The organism is Janthinobacterium sp. GW823-FHT06H09 (assembly GCF_058794735.1).
Map to the genome: position 1 here is coordinate 197,629 of NZ_JBXAHC010000009.1, position 22,639 is coordinate 220,267.

Annotated in this window: 18 protein-coding genes and 1 pseudogene; 11 read left to right on the forward strand and 8 right to left on the reverse strand. The window is 62.2% G+C overall.

Annotated elements, in window-relative coordinates; translation table 11 throughout:
- Window positions 1-30 precede the first annotated feature (30 nt).
- From rng to AC1Q6X_RS17340, 3 genes are all read left to right on the forward strand, one after another.
- Window positions 31-1,494 (forward strand): ribonuclease G, encoded by a 1,464-nt coding sequence (gene rng, locus AC1Q6X_RS17330; protein ID WP_034747098.1) that lies wholly within the window; start codon window positions 31-33, stop codon window positions 1,492-1,494.
- A gap of 2 nt (window positions 1,495-1,496) precedes the next feature.
- Window positions 1,497-2,279 carry an AraC family transcriptional regulator gene (locus tag AC1Q6X_RS17335; protein ID WP_492497922.1) on the forward strand — a complete coding sequence of 261 codons (783 nt, stop codon included), beginning with the start codon at window positions 1,497-1,499 and terminating at the stop codon, window positions 2,277-2,279.
- 79 nt (window positions 2,280-2,358) lie between these two features.
- Window positions 2,359-2,988: a LysE family translocator gene (locus AC1Q6X_RS17340; RefSeq protein WP_492497923.1), complete on the forward strand. Its 630-nt coding sequence runs from the start codon at window positions 2,359-2,361 to the stop codon at window positions 2,986-2,988.
- Between the two features lie 4 nt (window positions 2,989-2,992).
- On the opposite strand, the gene AC1Q6X_RS17345 is transcribed toward AC1Q6X_RS17340, so the two are convergent.
- The 3 genes from AC1Q6X_RS17345 to AC1Q6X_RS17355 all read right to left on the reverse strand — a co-directional run bounded on the left by AC1Q6X_RS17345 (window position 2,993) and on the right by AC1Q6X_RS17355 (window position 5,218).
- Window positions 2,993-3,532, reverse strand: coding sequence for a hypothetical protein (locus AC1Q6X_RS17345; RefSeq protein WP_230502344.1), 540 nt, complete (start codon window positions 3,530-3,532; stop codon window positions 2,993-2,995).
- Window positions 3,533-3,598: 66 nt separating this feature from the next.
- A complete protein-coding gene (locus AC1Q6X_RS17350; RefSeq protein ID WP_492497924.1) occupies window positions 3,599-4,078 on the reverse strand; it encodes a hypothetical protein in 480 nt (159 codons plus the stop codon).
- Between the two features lie 114 nt (window positions 4,079-4,192).
- A complete protein-coding gene (locus tag AC1Q6X_RS17355; protein WP_070224387.1) occupies window positions 4,193-5,218 on the reverse strand; it encodes a LacI family DNA-binding transcriptional regulator in 1,026 nt (341 codons plus the stop codon).
- A 206-nt stretch (window positions 5,219-5,424) separates the two neighbouring features.
- Here AC1Q6X_RS17355 and AC1Q6X_RS17360 point away from each other — a divergent pair.
- The 4 genes and pseudogenes from AC1Q6X_RS17360 to AC1Q6X_RS17375 all read left to right on the forward strand — a co-directional run.
- Window positions 5,425-6,663: pseudogene (locus AC1Q6X_RS17360) on the forward strand (malic enzyme-like NAD(P)-binding protein); the annotation flags it as partial.
- Between the two features lie 254 nt (window positions 6,664-6,917).
- The gene (locus AC1Q6X_RS17365) at window positions 6,918-8,129 is read left to right on the forward strand and encodes an O-antigen ligase family protein (protein ID WP_492497925.1); all 1,212 of its coding nucleotides are present in this window, start codon (window positions 6,918-6,920) and stop codon (window positions 8,127-8,129) included.
- A 51-nt stretch (window positions 8,130-8,180) separates the two neighbouring features.
- Window positions 8,181-9,914 carry a lipid A export permease/ATP-binding protein MsbA gene (msbA, locus tag AC1Q6X_RS17370; protein WP_070287849.1) on the forward strand — a complete coding sequence of 578 codons (1,734 nt, stop codon included), beginning with the start codon at window positions 8,181-8,183 and terminating at the stop codon, window positions 9,912-9,914.
- Between the two features lie 58 nt (window positions 9,915-9,972).
- Entirely contained in the window at window positions 9,973-11,073 is a 1,101-nt protein-coding gene (locus AC1Q6X_RS17375; protein ID WP_070224383.1) for a glycosyltransferase family 9 protein, read from the forward strand.
- 15 nt (window positions 11,074-11,088) lie between these two features.
- Here the strand turns inward: AC1Q6X_RS17375 and AC1Q6X_RS17380 are convergent, their stop codons facing one another.
- The 4 genes from AC1Q6X_RS17380 to AC1Q6X_RS17395 all read right to left on the reverse strand — a co-directional run bounded on the left by AC1Q6X_RS17380 (window position 11,089) and on the right by AC1Q6X_RS17395 (window position 15,473).
- Window positions 11,089-11,700, reverse strand: a complete 612-nt coding sequence (locus AC1Q6X_RS17380; protein WP_070310517.1) for a response regulator transcription factor — start codon at window positions 11,698-11,700, stop codon at window positions 11,089-11,091.
- Window positions 11,687-13,282 carry an ATP-binding protein gene (locus tag AC1Q6X_RS17385; RefSeq protein WP_230502338.1) on the reverse strand — a complete coding sequence of 532 codons (1,596 nt, stop codon included), beginning with the start codon at window positions 13,280-13,282 and terminating at the stop codon, window positions 11,687-11,689. Before AC1Q6X_RS17385 ends, AC1Q6X_RS17380 begins: the two co-directional genes overlap by 14 nt.
- A 119-nt stretch (window positions 13,283-13,401) precedes the next feature.
- On the reverse strand, window positions 13,402-14,790 hold the full coding sequence (locus tag AC1Q6X_RS17390; protein ID WP_492497927.1) for a sensor histidine kinase: 1,389 nt from the start codon (window positions 14,788-14,790) through the stop codon (window positions 13,402-13,404).
- Window positions 14,787-15,473: a response regulator gene (locus tag AC1Q6X_RS17395; RefSeq protein WP_070224380.1), complete on the reverse strand. Its 687-nt coding sequence runs from the start codon at window positions 15,471-15,473 to the stop codon at window positions 14,787-14,789. The genes AC1Q6X_RS17390 and AC1Q6X_RS17395 overlap by 4 nt, the downstream gene beginning before the upstream one ends.
- 156 nt (window positions 15,474-15,629) lie before the next feature.
- On the opposite strand from AC1Q6X_RS17395, the gene AC1Q6X_RS17400 reads away from it, so the two are divergent.
- From AC1Q6X_RS17400 to AC1Q6X_RS17415, 4 genes are all read left to right on the forward strand, one after another.
- Window positions 15,630-16,451, forward strand: coding sequence for a MipA/OmpV family protein (locus tag AC1Q6X_RS17400; protein WP_070224379.1), 822 nt, complete (start codon window positions 15,630-15,632; stop codon window positions 16,449-16,451).
- A 103-nt stretch (window positions 16,452-16,554) separates the two neighbouring features.
- Entirely contained in the window at window positions 16,555-17,094 is a 540-nt protein-coding gene (locus tag AC1Q6X_RS17405) for a universal stress protein (RefSeq protein WP_070224378.1), read from the forward strand.
- A 46-nt stretch (window positions 17,095-17,140) separates the two neighbouring features.
- A complete protein-coding gene (locus AC1Q6X_RS17410; RefSeq protein ID WP_230502334.1) occupies window positions 17,141-18,139 on the forward strand; it encodes a VirK/YbjX family protein in 999 nt (332 codons plus the stop codon).
- A 118-nt stretch (window positions 18,140-18,257) separates the two neighbouring features.
- Window positions 18,258-18,488 (forward strand): DUF6139 family protein, encoded by a 231-nt coding sequence (locus AC1Q6X_RS17415; RefSeq protein ID WP_070224376.1) that lies wholly within the window; start codon window positions 18,258-18,260, stop codon window positions 18,486-18,488.
- Between the two features lie 65 nt (window positions 18,489-18,553).
- Here the strand turns inward: AC1Q6X_RS17415 and dnaE are convergent, their stop codons facing one another.
- Window positions 18,554-22,093: a DNA polymerase III subunit alpha gene (dnaE, locus tag AC1Q6X_RS17420; protein ID WP_230502684.1), complete on the reverse strand. Its 3,540-nt coding sequence runs from the start codon at window positions 22,091-22,093 to the stop codon at window positions 18,554-18,556.
- Window positions 22,094-22,639: the final 546 nt, after the last annotated feature.

Sequence of the window (22,639 nt, forward strand, 5' to 3'; positions counted from 1 at the left end):
GTCATTCGTTGCCTCCACTCCCGCGCCCCCATGAACGAAGACATCCTGATCAATATCACGCCGCAAGAAACGCGTGTCGCCCTCATCCTCCAGGGCGCCGTGCAGGAATTGCACATCGAGCGCACGCTCACGCGCGGCCTGGCCGGCAATGTATATTCCGGCAAAGTGGTGCGGGTGTTGCCGGGCATGCAGTCGGCCTTCATCGACATCGGCCTGGAGCGCGCCGCCTTCCTGCACGTGGCCGACATCTGGGAAGCGCGCGGCCACGACGGCCAGAACGCGACGCCGGCGCCGATCGAAAAAATCCTGTTTGACGGCCAGGTGCTGACGGTGCAGGTGATCAAGGACCCGATCGGCACCAAGGGCGCGCGCCTGTCGACGCAGATTTCCATCGCCGGGCGCATGCTGGTCTATCTGCCGCAAGACAAGCACATCGGCATCTCGCAGAAAATCGAAAAGGAAGCGGAGCGCGAACAGCTGCGCGTGCGCCTGCAAAGCCTGCTGCCGCCCGATGAAAAAGGCGGCTACATCGTGCGCACCATGGCCGAAGACGCATCCGACGCAGACCTGAAGGCCGACGTCGACTACCTGAGAAAAACCTGGAGCACCATCACGCACGGCGCGCGCACGCGTCCCGCCACCAGCCTGCTGCACCAGGACTTGAGCCTGGCGCAACGCGTGCTGCGCGACTTCGTCGGTGATGAAACGGCCACCATCCAGGTCGATTCGCGCGAAAACTATGTAAAACTGCGCGAATTCGCGGAAATCTACACGCCCAGCGAACTGACGCGCCTGCAGCACTACACGGGCGAGCGCCCCCTGTTCGACCTGTACGGCGTGGAAGAAGAGATTTTGCGCGCGCTGGGCCGCCGCGTGGATTTGAAGTCCGGCGGCTACCTGATCGTCGACCAGACGGAAGCGATGACCACCATCGACGTCAACACGGGCGGTTTTGTCGGCGGGCGCAATTTCGCCGACACGATTTTCAAGACCAACCTGGAAGCGGCGCACGCCATCGCGCGCCAGCTGCGCCTGCGCAACCTGGGCGGCATCATCATCCTCGACTTCATCGACATGGACAACGCCGAGCACCGCAACGCCGTGCTGGCCGAACTGAAACGCACCTTGTCGCGCGACCGTACCAAGGTGTCGGTGAGCAACTTCTCGCCGCTGGGCCTGGTGGAAATGACGCGCAAGCGCACGCGCGAATCGCTGGCCCACATCCTGTGCGAACCGTGCCCCGCCTGCGCCGGCAAGGGACAAGTGAAGACTTCGCGCACGATCTGCTATGAAATCCTGCGCGAACTGCTGCGCGAGGCAAAGCAGTTCAACCCGCGCGAATTCCGCATTCTCGCCTCGCAGGAAGTGGTCGATCTGTTTTTGGAAGAGGAATCGCAGCACCTGGCCATGCTGGGCGACTTCATCGGCAAGAAAATCTCGCTGCAGGTGGAGAACGCCTACCACCAGGAGCAGTACGACGTCATTCTGATGTAGCCATGCCCGGCACCACCGCTTTCTGGCGCGACCCGGCCATGCCCCACGTGGAGAGCCGGCGCGCCTGCCACAGCCGCGCGTGCTACAAGCCGCACAGCCATCCCACGTTTTCCATCGGCGCCGTCGATTCGGGCGGCAGCATCTTTACGGGCAGCAAAGAGGGCAAGGTGGCTCTTGGCAATGGCAGCCTGGTGCTGGTGCCGGCTGGCTGCGTGCACGCCTGCAATCCCCTGCCTGACGCCGTCTGGAGCTACCAGATGCTGCATCTCGATGCGCAGTGGCTGCAAATCCACGTGCCGCGGCTGGATGCAAGCAGCGCCAGCGTACTGCACGAACCTGTCCTGTATGCGCAGTTCTGTGCCATGAATGCGCTGCTGTTCTCGCCCGCAGCCGCGGCCGCCAAGCAAGAGGCCCTGCTGGCCTTGCTACACGCCTGTGCCGATGCCGGCGGGGCAATCCCCCTCCCCTCGCACGCTGCCCGCATCCCGATGCAACTGCGCCCGGTAGTGCAGCAGCTGCAGTCTCAACCGCTGTCCAGCCTGGCGCAACTGGCCGAACTGGCCGGCATGAGCCGCTACCAGCTGATCCGCGCCTTCCGTGCCGCCACCGGCATGACGCCGCATGCGTACCAGCTGAATCTGGGCGTCAACCGCGCGCGCAGCGACTTGCAGGCGGGCAACGCCCTGGCCGACATCGCCTGCGCGCTGGGGTTTGCCGACCAGAGCCACCTGCAGCGCGTCTTCAAGGCGCATGCCGGCATCACGCCGGGACGCTATCGCGGCTGAAGCGCCTGCAATTTTCTTCAATACAGACCGGAGCGTCCCCCCGCATACTCGCGCATCGCCATTGCCGGAGTCGCGTTTCATGCAGGATTTTCTCCTTATCGCCGCCGCCCACTTCCTCGCGCTGCTGTCGCCGGGGCCCGATTTTTTCCTCGTCGCCCGCAGCGCGCTGGCGCACGGCTGGCGCGGCGCCATGTCAGCGTGCATCGGCATCGCACTGGCCAATGGCGTGTTCATCGTGGCGGCGTTTGGCGGCGTCGCCGTGCTGCATCCGGGCAGTCCCCTGTTTATCGCCGTGCAATTGGCGGGCTGCGCTTATCTGCTGTACCTGGGCGGCCTATTCCTGCGCCATGCGGGCACCACGACGCTGACGGCAGCGCCGGCCGCCACGCCCGGCAAGGCGCACTGGCGCAACGGCCTGGGCATGGGTTTCCTGTCTGCCATCCTGAATCCGAAGAATGCGCTGTTCTACGTGAGTCTGGCGTCCGTCGTCGCCAGCCGGCAAACGGGCAGCGGCTCGGTCGTGCTGTATGGCGTGTGGATGGTGTGTGCGGTGCTGGCGTGGGACATGGCGGTGGCGCTGGCCATCGGCAATGGCGCGCTGCGGCAGCGCTTCGCGCGCGCCCTGCCGAGCCTGGAGCGGCTATCGGGCGCCGTGCTGATCGTGCTGGCGGTGCTGCTGCTGGTAAATGTCGCCAGCAGCAGTGTCTGACGGATCAGGCCGGCAGCGGATCCAGGTAAAACACGGCGTACACTTTCAACGGCGTGGTTTCCGTCGCTTTTTCCGAGCGCACGACGGAGCAGTCGTCGGCAGCCAGGCTGCGCCAGTTCTGGATGCCGGCCTTGGCGAACATCGCGTGCGCGGGAGCATTCGCGGCCAGGTCCAGCACCAGGCAGGCGTTGCGCGGGCCGGCGCCGTAGTTGACGGCGCGGATCTCGATGCCGAAGGTTGTCATCCACGGTTCCCACAAGCCCTTTTCCTTGCCGGCCGCCATGCGCTCGAGCATGTCGCCGAAGCTCAAGCCTTTCTTGACGGTGCTGCGCAAGGCGGCCAGCGACGGCGCCAGGCGGGGATCGGGCTGCTTGTTGCCGGCGCGGATTTCGGCGATCGCCTTCAATTCCTTGATGATGGCTGCGTCGCGCTCCGTGTAGTCGCGCATGCGCGCGTAAAACTCGGCGTCGAGGAAGGGATTGACGGTCAGTTTGGCGACGCCCTCTTCGCGGCGTTTCGGGGAAGGCGTGTTGGTTTTGGTCATGGCGGTAGAGGGCAAGAGAAACGATGAGGGGCGCCAGTTTAACATCATGGCGCGTCGGCGGCGGCGTTAGCGCCGCTTTAATGTTGCGCCTGGCGGGTGCGGGGCGGCCACTACGGCGCGCGCACCGGGCCGCATGAAGCCACGCCGCGGCCCGAACAGGAAGACGGCGCCGGCATACAGTCCCGCCAGGGGGAAGCGCACCTCCCTGAGCAACTGGTGGAAAATGGCGATCGACTGCGCGCGGGTGACGGGCATCTCGGCGCGCCACTGGCACAGCACGTCATGCACGAGGCTGGCATGGTAGGTGGCGGGCAAGCCCAGGTGCTGCGCGCCATCGGGCGTGCCCACATAAAACAGGCCGAGCACGCTGATACAGGGCGAACAGCCATCCCAGGCATAACCGGCACGGACGCGGATCGCCGATTCGCGTATCGTCACCCACTCGTTTTCAAATTCAATGCCTTCGAGTAGCGGCGAGCAATAACCATAGTCGCTGCCCAGTGCATAGCGCCAGGCGTTGCCGGGCATGCCGAAATTCTTCGGCATCAGCGGCCTCCCTGCTGTGCATGCTTTTCCGTCGTCTGCATGGCGTTGTCTTGATCAATATCAATATCAAGATTTAAACATACTCTGGCAAAAGAAGGGCAACAAGTGGCAGGCTCAGGCGCGCGGCGGCGCTGTCGACTCGCGCACCACCAGCTCGGGCTTCAGGCGCACGTCGATCACCGGGGAGTCGGGCGAGGCGATGGTTTGCAGGATCAGCCGGGCCGCTTCCGTGCCGATGCCGTGGTGGCGGATGCGGATGGTACTCAAAGGCGGACGGATCATGTCCATGTAGGGCATGTCGTTGTGGCCCACCACGGAAATATCTTCGGGACAGCTCAAGCCCAGTTCGCGGATGGCGTCGTAGCAGCCGAGGGCCACCAGGTCGCTGCCCGTCACCACGGCCGTCGTTTGCGGCGACTGGCGCAGCAGTTCCAGCAGGGCCGCCTTGCCGCATTCGCGCGAATAGCCGCTGCTTTCAAAGACGAACGCTTGCGAGGGGTCGAGTTCGCTGGCCTGAATGGCGGCCAGGAAACCGAGACGGCGCACATGGCCCGTGGACAGGTTTTCCGGGCCGGCAATGTGCGCGATATGGCGGTGACCGAGCGCCAGCAAGTGTTCCACGGCCAGGCGCATGCCGACCACGTCGTCGCTGACGACGCAGGAAGCGACGCCCGTTTCGTCGCTGCGGTTGACGGTGACGACGGGCACATTCTGGTCGATGCACATCTTGATGACGGGATCGTCGCGCCGTGCGGTAGCCAAAATCAGGCCATCGACCTGCTGCCCCAGCAGGCGGTTGATGACGAACAGCTGCTCTTCCTCGTCGGCGCCCACATTGGCGACGATGGCCAGGTAGCCATGCTTGCGCAAGCCCTCTTCGATGCCCAGCAAAATCGGCGGGAAAACAGCGTTGGTGATGTCGGGCAAGACCACGCCGATGATGCGCGACTTGCGCGTGACGAGGGTCGAGGCGGCGCGGTTCGGCCGGTAGCCGAGGCGGCCCGCTTCGGCCAGCACGCGCGCGGCCACCTCGGCGCTGACCATTTGCCGCGTTGCCGGGTTCATCACGCGCGACACGGTGGAAAAGTGCACGCCGCTGGCCCGCGCAACGTCGCTTAAGGTGGGGTTCTTGTTTGTCATGGGCTTCCCGGATCGCAATACTGTGATTTTATCGTAAAAATTCCCCATTTCGTCAAAAACCGAGCAAACGCTTGCATTGAAATAAAGCCGTTGCCCAAAGCGGTTTTGGTACGCTTAAGTACATTCCAGCCTTGACAGCGTGCAAACGCTTGCATACCATGGCTCGGACTTACCACTCGGGCCTGGTTGCCCCTCCCAGAATTCCTATGTCTACTTCGCACAGCAAGCATGCCGAACAGAACGGCGAAACCTTCAACCTGAAAGAAGCCGCCCTCGCCTATCACGCACAACCCCGCGCAGGCAAGATTTCCGTCACGCCCACCAAACCACTGGGCGACGCGCGCGCACTGACCCTGGCGTACTCGCCGGGCGTGGCCTTCGCCTGCGAAGCCATCGTGGAAGATCCGCGCACGGCCGGCACCTACACGTCGCGCAGCAACCTGGTGGCCGTGATCACCAATGGCACGGCCGTACTGGGCCTGGGCGATATCGGCCCGCTGGCCAGCAAACCGGTGATGGAAGGCAAAGCTTGCCTGTTCAAGCAGTTCGCCGATGTCGATGTGTTCGACATCGAGCTGGCCGAGAACGATCCCGACCTGTTCATCGACACCGTGGTGCGCATGGAGCCGACCTTCGGCGGCATCAACCTGGAAGACATCAAGGCGCCCGACTGCTTCTACATCGAACAGCAATTGCGCAAGCGCATGAACATTCCCGTCTTCCACGACGACCAGCACGGCACGGCCATCATCGTCGCGGCCGGCATCCTGAACGGCCTGGAGCTGGTGGGCAAGGATATCGGCAATGTGAAAGTGGCCGTCTCGGGCGCCGGCGCGGCCTCGATCGCCTGCCTGGACTTGCTCGTCTCGCTGGGCCTGAACAAGTCGCTGCTGAAAGTGTGCGACAGCCAGGGCGTGATCTACCCGGGCCGCGATGCCAGCATGGAAGAGAACAAGGCGCGCTACGCGAACGATACGAGCGACCGTGACCTGGCCGACGCCATGGTCGGCGCCGACATCTTCATCGGCGTCTCGAAGGGCGGCGTGGTCAGCGCACAGATGGTCGAATCGATGGCTGCCAAGCCTTTGATCTTCGCCCTGGCCAATCCGCATCCGGAAATTGCCCCGGAAAAAGTGCACGCCGTGCGCGACGACGCCATCGTGGCCACGGGCCGCTCGGATTATCCGAACCAGATCAACAATGTGCTGTGCTTCCCGTACATCTTCCGCGGCGCGCTCGACGTGGGCGCCACCACCATCAATGAAGAGATGAAGCTGGCCTGCGTGCGCGCCATTGCCGCGCTGGCCAAGGAGCCGTTGCCAGGCCACGAGAGCAGCGCCCTGACGCCGTTGCAACTGATCCCGTCACCGTTCGACGAGCGTCTGCGCAGCTGGGTCGCGCCTGCCGTGTCCCAAGCGGCCATCGCTACCGGCGTAGCCACGCGCGTGCCGGCTACCGCCTGATGCGCAAGGCAAGGCCCGCCTTGCCTTGACAAAATTACAGCAAGTTACCATTGCTTACAAAAAAACCATGGTTCAAAACCATGGTTTTTTCGTTTATACCCTTGGGCTTGGTGAATTGATTTCAAAAAAGCAATTTTTACGTCGGCGTTTTTGCATGAACCTTCGATTACAATGACGCCTGCTTTATGTTGCTACAGTTGCCATAATGGCGACGACGTGCGTTACCAAGGATATTCATGCTCGGCTTGACCTCTGTTTGTGTTTTTCTCTTTTCGGCATTGGCGTTGGCTGTCACCAGCGGATATTCCCTTGGCGCGCTGGTTCTGCTGCTGGCCAGCAGCTGGTTGCTATGGAAACGTCCCCGCCTGAACCTGCAACGCCAGGATTATCTACTGCTGGGCACGCTGTTGCTGTATTTCTGTGTTTTCACGGCCAACATGCTGTACCACGCGGATCCGGCCCGTGAACTCGACATGCCCCTGCGCGCGCTGCTGGCGGCGCCCGTCATGCTGCTGTTGATCGCCTATCCGCCGCGTGCGGCCGCATGGTGGGGCGGCTTGGCTGTCGGCGCCATTGGCGGTGCCGCTCTGGCATCCTGGCAACTGCTCATGCTTGACATGCCCCGTCCTCAGGCCGCCACCAGCAATGCCATCCATTATGGAAATGTGAGCATACTGCTGGGGATGTTATGCCTCTGCGGTCTGGGCTGGGCGCGGGCCAGCAGCTATCGCCTGGTATGGATCAGCTTGTTACTGGCCGGTGGCGTGGCGGGCATCCTCGGTTCCATCATCAGTGGCAGCCGTGGCGGCTGGTTGGCCTTGCCCGTCTGCGGCTGCGTGTTTTCCTTTTATTACTCGAAGGGCCGCAGCACCTACTACCTGGGCGCTCTGATGAGTGCACTTGTCGCCGTGTCCATATCTGCCTACATGCTGCCCGACTCCCCCGTACCGCAACGCGTCAAGGCCGCGTTAGAGGACATCAAAGAATTCAAAGACAACGATAATGCGACGACGTCCATCGGCCAACGCATGGAAATGTGGCGTACCGCATGGGCTCTTTCCGATGAGCATATCTGGCTTGGCATGGGGCGCAGCGGCTACCTTGCCGCCAAGCAAAAGCTTGCGGAGGGGGGCAAAATGGACGCCAGCATCAAAGACTACACCAACGCCCACAATGATTACCTCGATGCACTCGTCAAACGCGGCATCGTCGGCGTACTGGCCTTATTGGCGCTTTTCCTCGTGCCGTTGGCTCTGTTTGTGCGAGCACTGCGTCACGGCCATGGCAGCGCCAGGCCGTTCGCGCTGGCCGGCGTGGTGCTATGCACCTGCTACCTGATTTTTGGCCTTACGACGAGCTCGCTCACCCTGAATATCGGCATCATCATGCTGGTCTTCCCGATGGTGATATTGTGGGCCCTGTTGCGCCAGCAAGAGCGCACCGCTTGAGCTCGTTTTTCGCCTGACCGTTTTTGCTGCCCCCTGCAAGGAATCATACCGATGCTCACGCCCGACCTGAAGCGCCTTACCGCGCTGCACGCGCCCTATAAGAAACACCTGGCCCTGGCCCTGCTGGCGATGGTCGTCACGGCGGGCACGGAACCGCTGCTGCCGTATGCGCTCAAGCTGCTGCTCGACAATGGTTTTGGCGGCAAAGTGCGTTTTTCCTTCTGGCTGGTGCCGCTGATCGTCATCGGCATCTTTGCCATCCGCGGCGCGTCGACGTTTGCCAGCAGCTACCTGATGAGCTATGTCTCCACGCGCATCCTCAACGAATTGCGGCGCCGGATGTTTGCCAGCATGCTGAACTTGCCCATCGACTTCTACAACACGCACACGGTGGGCAAGGTCATCAACTCCATCATGTTCGAGGTGCAGCAGATCATCGAGATGGTAACCAAGGTGTTTACCTCGATCGTGCGCTCCTCGCTGACCGTGCTGGGCTTGCTGGCATGGCTGCTGTACCTGAACTGGGCACTGACCCTGGTGACCCTGGTGCTGCTGCCCGTGCTGACCATCGTCGTGCGCACCACGGGCAAGCGCCTGAAAAAACTCAACCGCGACTCGCTGGCCGTCAATGCCGAGCTGACCCAGGTCATCGAAGAAACCACGCGCGCGCAGCAAGTGATCAAGATCTTCGGCGGCCAGGCCTACGAGAAAGCGCGCTTCGAAGAGCGCGCCGAACAATTGCGCCGCTACAGCATGCGCATGACCACGACCTTTTCCGCCACCGTGCCCATCACGCAGGTGATCACGGCCGCCGCCGTGGCCCTGGTCATCGTGATGGCCCTGTTCCAGTCGGAGCAGGGGCAGATCACGGTCGGTGGCTTTGTATCCTTCATCACGGCCATGCTGATGCTGCTGACGCCGTTGAAGCAACTGGCCGAAGTCAACGGTCCGCTGCAACGCGGCATGGCCGCCGCCGAAGAAGTCTTTTTGCTGATCGACAAGACACCGGAACGCACGGGCGGCAAGCCGCTGGCCGGCCGCAGCAAAGGCCGCATCGAGTTCAAGGACGTGAGCTTTGCCTACCCCGGACATCCGGAACCGGCCCTGCGACACATCGACCTGAACATCGCGCCAGGACAAACGGTCGCCTTTGTCGGCATGTCCGGCGGCGGCAAATCGACCCTGGTCAGCCTGCTGCCCGGCTTTTACTCGGTCAGCAGCGGTGAAATCTTGCTCGATGGACAGAATATCGATGCCATCGCCTTGACCAGCCTGCGCAGCCAGATCGCCATGGTCAGCCAGCAGGTGGTGCTGTTCGACGATACCCTGGCCGCCAATATCGCGTATGGCGATGCGGCCCCGGACCGGCAGCGCATTGAGGCGGCCGCCGCGGCAGCCTTCCTGTCGGACGTCATCGACGGCTTGCCCGACGGCCTGGAAACGCGCCTGGGCGACAATGGCTCGCGCCTGTCCGGCGGCCAGCGCCAGCGCGTGGCCATTGCCCGCGCGATCTACAAGGATGCGCCCATCCTGATTCTCGATGAAGCCACCTCGGCACTGGATACGGAGGCGGAACGGGCCGTGCAAGCGGCACTGGAACACCTGATGCAAGGAAAAACCACCTTAGTTATTGCTCATCGCCTATCAACAATTGAACGGGCGGACCGTATCGTGGTATTGTCACATGGGAAAATAATGGAAACCGGCAGTCACCAGCAATTATTGGACGCCAACGGCGCCTATGCCAATCTGCACCGCCTGCAATTTTCCCAGCAAGTGGCATGACACCATCCCACCCAGTGGTATGACACCATCGAATGAATACCTGAAATCGTACTGATACATGACGCCCTTGATTCCCGCCGAACTGCTACAAAAGTCGGACAAAATTCTGTTCATCGCCCATCTGGCGCTGGGAGACTTCACCTACCTGCAAAACGGCTTCCGCGCCTTTGCCGCGGCCTACCCGCATATCCAGATCCACCTGTGGGTCGATGAAGTCCGACGCACGTCCGACGCCAAACAATGGGAAAGCTTGCGCACCTATTCGCTGTATGACTGGGTGGAACAGTCGGGCCTGTTTTCCAAGGTGTACCGCAAGACTTACAGCCCCGCGCTGTACGAAGAGTCGCTGCGCGAAGCCAAGGCGGAGCACTATCCTGTCGTCGTGTCGCTGGCCCACGTACGGCCACAGCAATATGCGGACCTCGCCCGCGCGATCAGCCCGCACGGGCTGGTGATCGGCACGCGCAAGCCGTTCAGCCCCTTGCGCCCCTGGCATTACCTGGCCTACCGCAAGATCGATGCCGTGCTGGCCTCGTATGCGGGACAGGATGCCGGCGAACACCATATCAGCAGCGTGTATGCGGACTGGTTCCATCAATTGACGGGACTCGACATTCCCGTGGCCGAACGCTATCCCTTCGTGCACATTCCCGAGCACGCATTGCAGCAGGCGCAGGAGCAGCTGGCCGCCTGGGGCTTTGCCCCGCGCCAGGGTCCGCTCGTGCTATTGAACCCGTTTGCCAAGTCGCACAAGCGCGGCTGGCCCCTGGAGCGCATTGCCGAGCTGATCACGCGCATGCAAGCGATGCCGAAATGGCAGCATGCCTGCTTCCTGATCAATGCCATGCCGCAGGAACTGGCCAAGGTGGATGCCGTCGTGCAGGCGCACAACTTGCCGCGTACGCAGGCCTTCAGTGCCGTCGACAACTTTTTCCAACTGCCGGCCATGCTGGCGCAATGCGACCTGATTATTTCGGTGGAAACATCGATCATGCATCTGGCAAACGCCGTGCATGTGCCCGTGGTGGCATTGATGCGCAAGAAGAATCCCGAATGGGCGCCCTTCGACAGCGCCAACAGCACCGTCATCACGGTGGCGCGGCGCAGCGACTGGGTCAAGGCAATTTCAAGCGATCAGGTATTGAAGGCGATCGCCTAGAGAACTCTTCCTCGGCTAGCCGGTGCCCAGCATGCTGATGCGCACCAGGTCGGCCACATTATCGACGCCCAGCTTGTCCATCAGGCGCGCCTTGTGCACTTCCACCGTGCGTACGGAAATACCGAGCGCCGGGGCGATATCGCGGTTGTGCTGGCCCGTCACCACCAACTGCATCACTTCGCGCTCGCGCGGCGTCAAGGCGCGCAGCAAGGCGAGCCCTTCCACCTGGCGCTGCAACTGGCCGCGCGCCTGCGCCTCGCGTGAAAACGCTTCATCGATGGCGGCCAGCAGCTTGTCGTGGTCAAATGGTTTTTCCAGGAAATCGCTGGCCTGCGCCTTGAATGCCTGGCGTGCCAGGGCCACGTCGCCGTGCCCCGTGATGATGATGATGGGCAGCATGCATTTGAGCTCCAGCAAGCGGCGCTGCAGGCTCAGGCCATCCATGCCCGACATGCGGATATCGATCAGCAGACAACCGGCCCACTCGGGCCGCCAGCTGTGCAGGAAATCCTCGCCGCAGGAAAACAGCGCCGTGCGGTAGCCGCGTATGCCCAACAGCAAACCCAGCGCATCGCGCACGGCGGGATCGTCGTCCACGATAAACACCGTCAAATTACTTGTCACCATACTCTCCCTTGGCAGCTGCACCGGCGTGCGCCAGGGGCAGGATAAAACGAAACATACCATGCTTGCCCACTTCAGCCCATAGCTGGCCGCCATGCGCTTCGACGATGCTGCGGCTGAGTACCAGCCCCAGCCCCAGGCCGCTGGCCTTGGTCGAGACGAACGGTTCGAACAGGCGCGCGGCCAGGCTGTTGGAAATGCCGGGCCCGCTGTCTTCCACGGACAGGCGCAGCCGGCCGCCCTCGAGCGGCTCGGCCGACACCGTGATGCGGCGCTGGCCGCGCGGCTGGGCCATCACCGCATCCTGTGCATTGGCCAGCAAGTTACGCAATACCAGTTCGATTTGCAGGCGGTCCGCATTGACGGCCAGCGGCGACGGCGGCGCCAGTGCCAGCTCGATGCCATGCTCATGGAACAGCGGCGCGAACTGGCGCGCCAGGCCCTCGATCAAGGCGCTCGCCTGCACCGCCTCGAGCTGCATCGCGCCGGTACGGAAAAAGTCGCGCAGGCGGCGCACCACGTCCGCGGCGCGTCCCGATTCAACGATCATGTGCCCGATGGCGCCCTGCAGCAAGGCGCCGTTCTCGCCCCGTTCCAGCAGGTATTCGCACGCCTTGCCATAGGTCGACAAGGCCGTCAGCGGCTGGTTCAGTTCGTGCGCCAGGGCGGCCGCCATTTCGCCGGCCGCCGCCAGGCGCATCGTGTGCTTCAGTTCGTCGGCCACCTGCCGCATTTCATCGACGACGATGCCGATAAAAAAGCCCACCAGCGCCAGTACGGCGTCGAGCAGTTGCAATTCATAAAACTGGATATCGACGGCATGCGTCCATTTCACCAGGGTAATGATGCATAACTGCAATACAAACACGGCCAGCACGGCGCCATGCAAGCCCTGGCGCGAGGCGGCCCAGATGACGGGGAGAAACAAAAAATAGAAATGCTTGTATTCGGAACGCACGATGGAACCGAAGACGCTCCACAGCACGAAGCAGGCCAGGGCCAGGTACGCCAGGGTTTCCCAGCGCCAGACGGCGGCATGCAGGCGCTCACGCCCGCGCTCGCTGAACAGCACCCAGATCAGCGGCATCGACACCAGCATGCCGACCGTGTCGCCGATGCCGAAACGCCAGACGGCCGTGCCCCATTCGGCGGACGGTATGCGCCCCGTGAGCGACAGCAATGAAATATAGCCGATTGCATTGAGCGCGGTGCCAAGCAGCACGATGAGAACCCAGGCGCTCAGGCGGCGCCGGTTGTCGAAGATGTCGCTGCTGCTGAAACTGCGGCGCAAGACTACGCCGATACCGCCATAGCCGAGCACCAGCCACGCCGAACAGAGCAGGGTCAGGGGCAGGCCTGCCGGCATGCCGCGCACCAGCACCTCGCCGGCCACCAGGGCGATGAACCATGGCAGCGCCGCCTTGCGGCCGTGGATCAGCCAAAATACCAGACCCAGCGCGGGGTCGGGATTCCACGGGGTGATGTTCAGCCCGTACATCGGGTCAATATACGTGGCCCAGTCAAACAGCAGGTACAGGCCGACAAAGGCGGGATACGGCAGGTAGCGGGACAGGAAGGGGCGCATAACGGTGTTTTTTAAACTGTTCCGCATTATGCATCGCAAGCGTGCGCCACGCCATGCCATCTTGCGTTATAGGCACATGAAATAATTTTCAGACAATATCGCAAAGCCTGCCAGCGCGGTCAGGCTACGGCCAGGGGCAAGCGCACCTCCACCAGCAAACCCAGGCCACCGTTACCGCTGTGCAACTGAATCGTGCCGCCATGCTGGCGTACGACGGAAGCGACGATCGACAAGCCCAGGCCGCTGCCTGGCTGCGCCTGCTGCGGCGCGCGGAAAAAGCGGTCGAACACGCGGTCATACAGTGCCGGCGCGATGCCCGGTCCCTGATCGGCCACATGCAACACGGCCTGGCCCCGCTCCGCATGCAGCGACACCGTCACGCTGCTGCCGCGCGGGCTGTACTTGATGGCGTTTTCCACCAAGTTATCGATCAGCGACACCAGGCTCTCGCGCTGTCCGGGCACGCTGAGCGAGATGCTGGCTTGCAATTCAAGCTCGATATCGCCCGCCTGGGCCAGGCCGGACAGGGCCGCCAGACGATCTTGCAGCAAGGTATCGAGCGCCTGCCGCCGCGGCAACTCGCCCGCGCCCGCCTGCACTTCACTGCGCGTCAGCTGCAGCAGCTGGCCCACCAGACGCGCGGCCCGGTTGCCGCTGTTCAAGATACCGTCCAGCAGCTCTTGCTGGCGCGCATCATGTACCTGGCCCTGCAAGGCCTCGACATTGACACGCATGGCCGCCAGCGGCGTGCGCAGCTCATGCGTGGCATCGGCGATGAAGCTGCGTTCGCGCGCAGCGCTGGCATCGACCCGCTGCAGCAGCGCATTGATATTGTCAACCAGTGCTGCCAGTTCGCCATGCGGCGGCTTGAAGGTCAGCGGACGCAAATCCTGCGGCCCGCGCGCCGCCACCTCCTGCGCCAGCTTGCGCCACGGGCGCATGGCAAGGCGGATCGACAGCCAGGCCGGCACCAGCAGGAACGGCAAGCTGATCAGCAAAGGCAGCAGGTAGTAACCGCGTGAATTGATGGTGATGAACAATTGCCAGGCGCCTCCCGCTTCCAGCACCGTCACGCGCGTGCCGCCCTCTGCCAGGCTGCGGCTGCGCCAGGCCTGGCCCTTGATGTACACGACTTCCATCTGTTCCGGGCCGGCGCTGCGGATCCCGCTGGGCGCATCGGGCGACTTGTAGACCAGCTTGCCTTCGCGCCAGACCAGGATGCGCGGCGCCAGTTCCGGCACCTGCCCCGTTTCAAACTCCTCGCGCAGGGCTTCGTCGATGGCGCGCAAGCTTTGTTCCTGGCGCTGCGGCTGCTCGGCCAGGTTATCGGCCACGCTGATAATGGCATGCAGGACGCCGCGGCTGACAGTGCTCGCTTCATCCGCGCCCTCGATCAGCACATACGCCACGGCCAGGCTCCACACCATGGTCAGCATCAGCATTTGCGCCATCATCAGGCGGCGCACCAGGGTAGGCTGGCGCAGCATGGCCCAGAAACGCCCCATCATGCGCCGGCACCCGATGGGGTGGATGATTCGCCCTGCTGGTCGATGACATAGCCGACGCCGCGCACGGTACGGATATAGCCTTCGCCTATCTTGCGGCGCAGGTTGCCCATATGCACGTCAAGGGTATTGCTGGCATTGGCGAGCCCGCCGGGCAGGATATGTTCTTCCAGCACGCGGCGCGTGATGACCCGGTTGGCGCGCATCAGCAAGGTCTTCAGCAAGGCATATTCACTGGCCGTAAGCTCCACGGGCCGGCCATGCACGCTGACACGGCGCGTGGGCACCTGCAGCAGCAGGCCGCGCAACTCGATGGTGTCGCCGTCGAAGCCATAGCTGCGGCGCGCCAGGGCGCGCACGCGCGACAGCAGCTCGGCCAGCACGAAGGGCTTCACCAGATAATCGTCGGCGCCGCCATCGAGGCCCCGCAAGCGCTGTTCCAGCGTGTCGCGGGCGCTGAGGATCAGCACCGGCAAGCGGGCCGCGCGCAGCCGGGCCAGCAAATCGAGGCCATCGCCATCGGGCAAGCCCAGGTCCAGCAGCACCAGCTCGCAACTGTCGTGCTCGATGCTGCGCGCCGCATCTTCCAGGCTGCGCACCCAGACCACTTGCATGCCCTGGTCGCGCAAGGCGATCCGCACGCCGTTGCCCAGATCCATATCATCTTCAATCAGCAATATCTTCATGGTGGGTATTAAACCACCGCAAGCTGAAGAAAGGGTAAAGAAGCGCTCTTCATGCAATCTTAATAAAAGGCTCATTTTTCCTTCATGGCAAGGACAGATACTACCGGCAGTCAATCGAGCCACTCCGGACTCGGTTCTCATCTGACGGAAAACTCCATGCACGCACCCACAACCCTGCTGACCTCGCTGGCACTTGCCAGCGGCATGATCCTCAACCCGCTGGCCGCCGCGGCGGCCGAACCGCCGGCGGAAAATGTCTTCACCATCGGCGGCGGTGTCGCCGCCGTCTCCAGCTATTCCGGCGCCGACAAGCTGTCGGCCTCGCCGCTGATCATCCTCGATTACGCCATGGCCAATGGCCTGTTCTTCAGCACGTCGCGCGGCATCGGCTATGGCGGCCAGGCAGGCGCCTTCAGCTACAGCGCCGCACTGGGCTACCGCGGCAACCGCGAAGACCACAAGCGCACGGGCGCCAACGGCTGGGGCGGCAGCGATTACCTGAAGGGCATGGGCGAAGTCAAGGGCAACGCCAGCGCCCTGCTCAGTGCCGGTTATTCGCCTTTGCCGGGCCTGTCGCTGAGCGTCACGAGCGACATTCCCCTGTCGAACCGCGAAAATGGCGCGAACGTGCATTTCGGCGCCACAGGACAGATCTACGGCCGGGCCGATGCCAAGGGCGTGCAGCAAGACAGCGTGACCATCGGCGGCCAGCTGGGCTGGGGCGAGCGCAAGTACGTGCAGACCATGTATGGCGTGACGGCCACCCAGGCCGCCAATACCTCGTTCAAGCAATACACGCCCAAGGGCGGTTTCTACGAAGCGCAAGCCACCGTCAACTGGGAACACCGCTTCGATGCACGCTGGGGCATCAATACGCTGATCGGCGTCGAGAGCCGTCTGGGCGACGCGGCCAAGAGCCCCATCGTGCAGCGCAAGACATCGCCGATCGGCGCCGTGTATGTCACTTACCGCTATTAACAACACGCGAACATAAGGGAAACCCGTACGCTGTTTCGCCAATTTACAGCGGATACGGGCATGGATAAGATGACACGGTTTTTCCACCACGGCCATCTTTTACATGCATGCATCGCGCCTTGCCCCGCAACGCCCCCGCGCCCCGGACAGCGCCGCGAGCGCCTGCGGCAAGCCGGGCCAGGATACCTTGCTGCTGCTCTTGCCCGTCAAGCGCGCCAGCGACATCATCTATGGTGCGCGCTACGCCAGGCGCCTGCAGGAATGGGGCATCAAAGTGTGCGTCAGCCTGTTGCACGTGACACCGGCGCCGCGACGCTGCGCCGATGGCCTGCCCCGGCACAGCGCCAATGAATGCGATGCCCTTGACCTGGCCACGCAGCACATGATGCACGAGGCGGGACTCTACCTGAGCCGCTCTCATATCGATTTCAGCACCCACATTTTCGCCGGCGAGCCGCTGTTTACGATCCTCGATACGGCTGAGCTATTGGGTTGCCACGAAGTCGTCTTGCCAGCACACAAGCAAGGCGGCTGGCCGCGCCGGTTTTCAGGCGGACTGGCCGGCAAGCTGGCGCGGGGCAGCCGCGGCACCACCATCCTGCTGGCAAACCACGAGGGCGTCAGCAGCCCTGTACCCGTCTGAGCCGGAACGGCTTCGACGCTCCTCCTTTATCATGGACATGCGCACGATGATGCCAACTATTACCCTGTCTGACGGCTTGATGGCGATGCCGAGCGGCATGCGCCGCTGGCGTGAACTGCTCAAGCTGCATCTGCGCGCCCGCGTGCAACAGCGCCAAACCCGACTATGGCTGCAACTGCTGAACTCGCATCCGGTGTTTCATGATCTGGTACATGCCTATCCGCACATGATCCACAAGGTCTACCGGCCTTACCTGAGCCTGACCTTGAATTGCCACCAGCGCGTGGAATTGCTGGCCGAACACTACCATTTCATCTTGCAGCAAGGTTGGGGCAAGCTGATGGCTCAAGCGGCGCACGGGCCCGTACGCCTGGGCACAGTGGCGGGCAAGTCGGGCGCGTCCTACCACCTGCAACTGTGTTCGCTGCATCCGATGGACCGCGAAGGCGAGATGGTGCTGCAACTGGTGGATGACGACGACGTCCTCTATTCGATCGCCTTTTCCTTCTTCGGCAGCCAGTTGCGCGCCACCCTGGGCATGCGCATCGGCTGCCTGCAAGGCCCGAAGGGCGAGGAAAGCGCACACCGCGTGCGCGAGGCAACGCGCGACTTGCACGGCTTGCGTCCCAAGACCCTGATGGTGCGCCTGGTGCGCCAGCTGGGATATGAGCACGGCTGCCGCAAGATGCTTCTTGTCGGCAATATCAACCGCGCCGTACACCACTCCGCCAAGAAAGGCCGTTTGTTCGCCGACTACAATGCGCTATGGCAAGAACTGGGTGCGCAAGTACGCCAGGATGGCGATTTTGAGTTAGCGTGCGAAAACCTGCCTTTGCCGGCGCTGCAAGACATTCCTTCCAAAAAACGCTCGGAAGCACGCAAGCGCCACGAATTGACGCTGGCCATGATCGCCAGCCTGCGCAGCGGCCTCGACGCCCATCGCAGCCCGATGCAAGCCGCCACGGCAGGTGCTGCGGCCGCCGCCAGCGAGGCGCGGCAAGCGGCCATGCTCGATGACGACGACTACGCTTCCGTTGTCGCCTGAGCGCCGCCCCCACCTGCGGCACACGCTACAACCCGTGCACGGCGCAATCCTGTTACGCTAGCGCTATCGGTACGCATTACGGTGCGCCGGTTCCCCCAACGCTTACTAGGAGGCATTCATGCGCGTAGACATCTACCGCCGGGCCGAGCACGACGGCATTTTTTCCTACCTCGCCGTGCCGGAAGGAAAACTCATTCCGGAAGAAGTGACCAATACCGACTGGCAGCTAGAAGTACGCGCCAGCGAAGTGGCCGACGATGCCCAGATATTGCCGGACTACCATATCGAACAGCCGCACCAGCAGATCGCCGCCAAGGGCTATGCGATCACGGGCCTGAAAGACATGTAAACGTAAAAAAAGCCAAACCAGCATGTCTGCGGTTTGGCTTTGTCGTATGCCACGAACGGTGCCGGTCAGTATTCGACCGCCACCTCTTGCGCACCCAGCATCTGCTCCAGCGCCATCTGCAATTCATCCGATGGCGCCACTTTCCACTCGTCGCCAAACTGCAGCACGCAGCTGACGCCTTGCGGGCTGACCCGCGCGGCGATCGGCAAGCCCGTCTCGGCTCGGTGCGGCATGATCACGTCTCGGATGCGCTTGGCGTCCAGGGTGGCCGGCAAGGTCAGGCCCAGCTGGCGGCCATATTGCACGCGCGCGGCGATGATGTCGAAAGCGCTCTCGGCCGTGATCCGCAAGCCGCCCGAAAAACGGTCTTCCGATACCTTGCCCACGACGGCCAGGAATTCATCTTCCTTGAAGATTTTCCGGTTGGCATCGAACAGTTCGCCATACACCGTCACTTCCACCGTGCCGCTCTTGTCATCGAGCGTGACGATGAGGATCTTGCCGCGCTGCGTCATCTGCGTGCGCAAGCCCGTGATGACGCCGGCCATCATGCGCGGCTCGCGCGAAGGCGACAGTTCCGACAATTTCGTGCGCGCGAAACGGCGCGCCTCGGGCGCATACGAATCGAACAGGTGGCCGGACAGGTAAAAGCCCAGCGCGATCTTTTCTTCCGTCAGGCGCTGTTTATCTGTCCACACGGGCACCTTGACGTACTCGGGCGGCGCCACCATGTCGCTGTCGTCGCCGCCGAACAGGCTCACCTGGTTGGCCGCCTTGGCGGCCTGGTCGGCGCATTCCATGGCGAACGCCACGGAAGCGAGCAGGATGGCGCGGTCGACCTTCAGGCAGTCAAACGCGCCGCTGCGGATCAGCGACTCGATGGTGCGGCGGTTGATCTGCTTTTTATCCACGCGCTTGCAGAAATCGAACAGGCTCGTGAATGGCCCGCCCGCCTCGCGCGCGGCGATGATGGCTTCGATGGCATTCTGGCCCGAGCCCTTCACGGCGCCCAGGCCGTAACGGATCTGCGTGACTTTCTTGCCGCTCACGGACGGCGGCGCGCCGCTCGGCGTGAAGCGGTAGTCGGATTCGTTGATATCGGGCGGCAACAAGGTCAGCTTGCAGATTTCCAGCGAGTCTTCCACCAGAATCTTAATCTTGTCCGTGTCGTCCATGGCCAGCGACAAGTTGGCGGCCATGAAGGCGGCCGTGTGATGCGCTTTCAGGTAAGCCGTGTGGTACGACAGCAGGGCGTAGGCGGCGGCGTGCGATTTGTTGAAACCGTAGCCGGCGAACTTTTCCATCAAGTCGAAGATCTCGTCGGCCTTTTCCGCCGTCAAGCCATCTTTCGCCGCACCGGCGCGGAAGATCTCGCGGTGCTCGGCCATCTCTTCAGCCTTCTTCTTGCCCATGGCACGCCGCAGCATGTCGGCGCCGCCCAGCGAGTAGCCGCCGACGATCTGCGCCATCTGCATCACCTGCTCCTGATATACCATGATGCCGTAGGTTTCGGACAGAATCGATTCCGTGCGCGGATCGGGATAATCGAAACGTTCACCGTGCTTGCGCTTGCAAAAATCCGGAATCAGGTCCATCGGACCGGGACGGTACAAGGCCACCAGCGCGATAATGTCTTCGAAACGGTCGGGACGCGCGTCTTTCAGCATGCCCTGCATGCCGCGCGACTCGAGCTGGAACACGGCCACGGTCTTGGCCTTGGTCAGCAAGTCGTACGACGGCTTGTCGTTCAGCGGCAAGGTCGCCAGGTCGAAGTTCGCCTGCGCGGGATCGAGCTGCTTGATGTAGCGCACGGCGCGGTCGAGAATGGTCAGCGTGGTCAAGCCCAAAAAGTCGAACTTCACGAGGCCGACGGCCTCCACGTCATCCTTGTCGTACTGCGACACGACGCCCGAATCGCCGCCCTGCGTGTACAGCGGACAGAAGTCCGTCAGCTTGCCCGGGGCGATCAGCACGCCCCCCGCGTGCATGCCGATATTGCGCGTGATGCCTTCGACCTGCTGCGCCAGGTCCAGCAGCTGCTTGACCTCTTCCTCGTTTTCCAGGCGCTCCTTGAGCAGCGGCTCTTCCTCGATGGCATCGGCGATCGACACGGGTTTACCGGGCTTGAACGGAATCAGCTTCGAGATGCCGTCGCAGAAGTTGTAGCCGAAATCCATCACGCGGCCCACGTCGCGGATCGCGCCCTTGGCCGCCATGGTACCGAAGGTGGCGATCTGCGAGACTGCTTCCTTGCCGTACAAATCCTTGACGTGCTGGATGACGCGGTCGCGCCCTTCCTGGCAAAAGTCGATATCGAAGTCGGGCATCGAAACGCGTTCGGGATTCAAAAAGCGCTCGAACAGCAGGTTGTACTGCAACGGATCGAGGTCGGTAATGAGCAGCGAATACGCCACCAGCGAACCGGCACCGGAACCGCGGCCCGGGCCGACGGGCACGCCGTTTTCCTTGGCCCACTGGATAAACTCCGCCACGATCAGGAAGTAGCCGGGGAATTTCATGTTGCAAATCGTGTCCGTCTCGAATTTCAAACGCGATTCATAGCGCGGACGCTCCTTTTCGCGGCGCTCGGGATCGGGATACAGCTGGATCAAACGCTTTTCCAGGCCCGCCTGCGATTCGGCGACGAGGAACTGGTCGATCGTCATGCCTGGCGGCGTGGGGAAGTTCGGTAATTGCGGCTTGCCCAGGGTCAAGGTCAGATTGCAGCGCTTGGCGATTTCCACGGAATTGGCCAGCGCGGCCGGGAGGTCGGCGAACAATTCCGCCATGTCGGCCTGCGACAGGAAGCGCTGGCTGTCATTGAAGCGTTTCACCCGCTTGGCGTTGGCCAGCATTTCGCCTTCGGCGATACAGGTGCGGGCTTCGTGGGCAATGAATTCCTCAGGAGAAATAAATTGCACGGGATGCGTGGCCACCACGGGCAAGCCCAGCTTGGCCGCCAGCGCCACCGCATGGCGTACCTGCGCTTCCTGGTTGGCCTGGCCGCCGCGCTGGATTTCAATATAGAAATGGCCGGGGAAAATCTCGGCCCAGCGCTGCGCATTGCGTTCGGCCAGGGCCAGGTTGCCATTCTCGATGGCGATACCGACGTCGCCGAAATGCGCGCCCGACAGCACGATCAGGCCATTGGCCGCGCTTTCGCCCGGGTACAGGTCATAGGTATTCGTCGCCAGCGCTTGCAGCCACTCGATGCGCAGCTCGGCGCGCCCCTTGTACTGGTTCGTCAGCCAGGCCGTCGACAGCAGTTCGCACAGCTGCAGATAGCCCATGCGGTTCTTCGCCAGCAACAGCAGGCGCGACGGTTTTTCGCGGTTGTCGTCATTCGTGATCCACACGTCGACGCCAACGATGGGCTTGATGCCCTTGCCGCGCGCTTCCTTGTAGAACTTGACCATGCCAAACAGGTTCGACAGGTCGGTGACGGCCAGCGCCACCTGCTTGTCCTTCGCCGCCGCCTTGACCACGTCGTCGATGCGCACGAGGCCATCGACGATCGAGTACTCCGAGTGCACGCGCAAGTGGACGAAAGCCGGACCGGGCTGCATCGCTTGCTGTGAACCTGCCGGAGCGCCGGCCTCTTGCATTACCATTTCCATCCTGTGTACCGTTTCGTGCAAAATTCAATGGGGTCTATTCTACCGCGTCGCGGCCTTCAACCGCATGCCGGCCAAGGCACTTGCAACAGGCTGGCCGCACTTTGCTGACTCAGGCGCCTGCCAAGATATGCGGCTACCTTCACAAAAACGCCGCCTGCAGTGATTTCCCTGAACAAGCACCAAAAATATAAGAACAATGTTTTAAAAAAAACCATCAAAAGAAAAAATTTTCATAAGGAAGGCAATTGCCTTGAAAGTTATCTAATTGATATCACTCTACCCAAGCTTAAAATTAGCGACTATACTGCACACTACGATTACATAAATTAAAATTCCATAAGAAATTTACATCCAAAAAAACATTAATAAATAGAAATTCCAATTTCTTCACATGAAAGAAAAATTAGCAATACTCCCCTTAATCCATCAGCCCTAATAAAGCTTCTCGCTCTGAAAATAAAGCATAAATTTCCGCATTCCGGCCTGGACGGGGGCACAGGAAAGGCATCAAGAACTAAAGCAGGCGTAGCAGCA

Coding starts and splice junctions, on each gene's coding strand:
- AC1Q6X_RS17340 (WP_492497923.1), top strand. CDS start 2,359: ATGCAGGATTTTCTCCTTATCGCCGCCGCCCACTTCCTCGCGCTGCTG.
- AC1Q6X_RS17335 (WP_492497922.1), top strand. CDS start 1,497: ATGCCCGGCACCACCGCTTTCTGGCGCGACCCGGCCATGCCCCACGTG.
- AC1Q6X_RS17405 (WP_070224378.1), top strand. CDS start 16,555: ATGCATGCATCGCGCCTTGCCCCGCAACGCCCCCGCGCCCCGGACAGC.
- AC1Q6X_RS17380 (WP_070310517.1), bottom strand. CDS start 11,700: ATGGTGACAAGTAATTTGACGGTGTTTATCGTGGACGACGATCCCGCC.
- AC1Q6X_RS17400 (WP_070224379.1), top strand. CDS start 15,630: ATGCACGCACCCACAACCCTGCTGACCTCGCTGGCACTTGCCAGCGGC.
- AC1Q6X_RS17410 (WP_230502334.1), top strand. CDS start 17,141: ATGATGCCAACTATTACCCTGTCTGACGGCTTGATGGCGATGCCGAGC.
- AC1Q6X_RS17390 (WP_492497927.1), bottom strand. CDS start 14,790: ATGATGGGGCGTTTCTGGGCCATGCTGCGCCAGCCTACCCTGGTGCGC.
- AC1Q6X_RS17375 (WP_070224383.1), top strand. CDS start 9,973: ATGACGCCCTTGATTCCCGCCGAACTGCTACAAAAGTCGGACAAAATT.
- AC1Q6X_RS17395 (WP_070224380.1), bottom strand. CDS start 15,473: ATGAAGATATTGCTGATTGAAGATGATATGGATCTGGGCAACGGCGTG.
- dnaE (WP_230502684.1), bottom strand. CDS start 22,093: ATGCAAGAGGCCGGCGCTCCGGCAGGTTCACAGCAAGCGATGCAGCCC.
- AC1Q6X_RS17350 (WP_492497924.1), bottom strand. CDS start 4,078: ATGCCGAAGAATTTCGGCATGCCCGGCAACGCCTGGCGCTATGCACTG.
- AC1Q6X_RS17415 (WP_070224376.1), top strand. CDS start 18,258: ATGCGCGTAGACATCTACCGCCGGGCCGAGCACGACGGCATTTTTTCC.
- rng (WP_034747098.1), top strand. CDS start 31: ATGAACGAAGACATCCTGATCAATATCACGCCGCAAGAAACGCGTGTC.
- AC1Q6X_RS17355 (WP_070224387.1), bottom strand. CDS start 5,218: ATGACAAACAAGAACCCCACCTTAAGCGACGTTGCGCGGGCCAGCGGC.
- msbA (WP_070287849.1), top strand. CDS start 8,181: ATGCTCACGCCCGACCTGAAGCGCCTTACCGCGCTGCACGCGCCCTAT.
- AC1Q6X_RS17365 (WP_492497925.1), top strand. CDS start 6,918: ATGCTCGGCTTGACCTCTGTTTGTGTTTTTCTCTTTTCGGCATTGGCG.
- AC1Q6X_RS17385 (WP_230502338.1), bottom strand. CDS start 13,282: ATGCGCCCCTTCCTGTCCCGCTACCTGCCGTATCCCGCCTTTGTCGGC.
- AC1Q6X_RS17345 (WP_230502344.1), bottom strand. CDS start 3,532: ATGACCAAAACCAACACGCCTTCCCCGAAACGCCGCGAAGAGGGCGTC.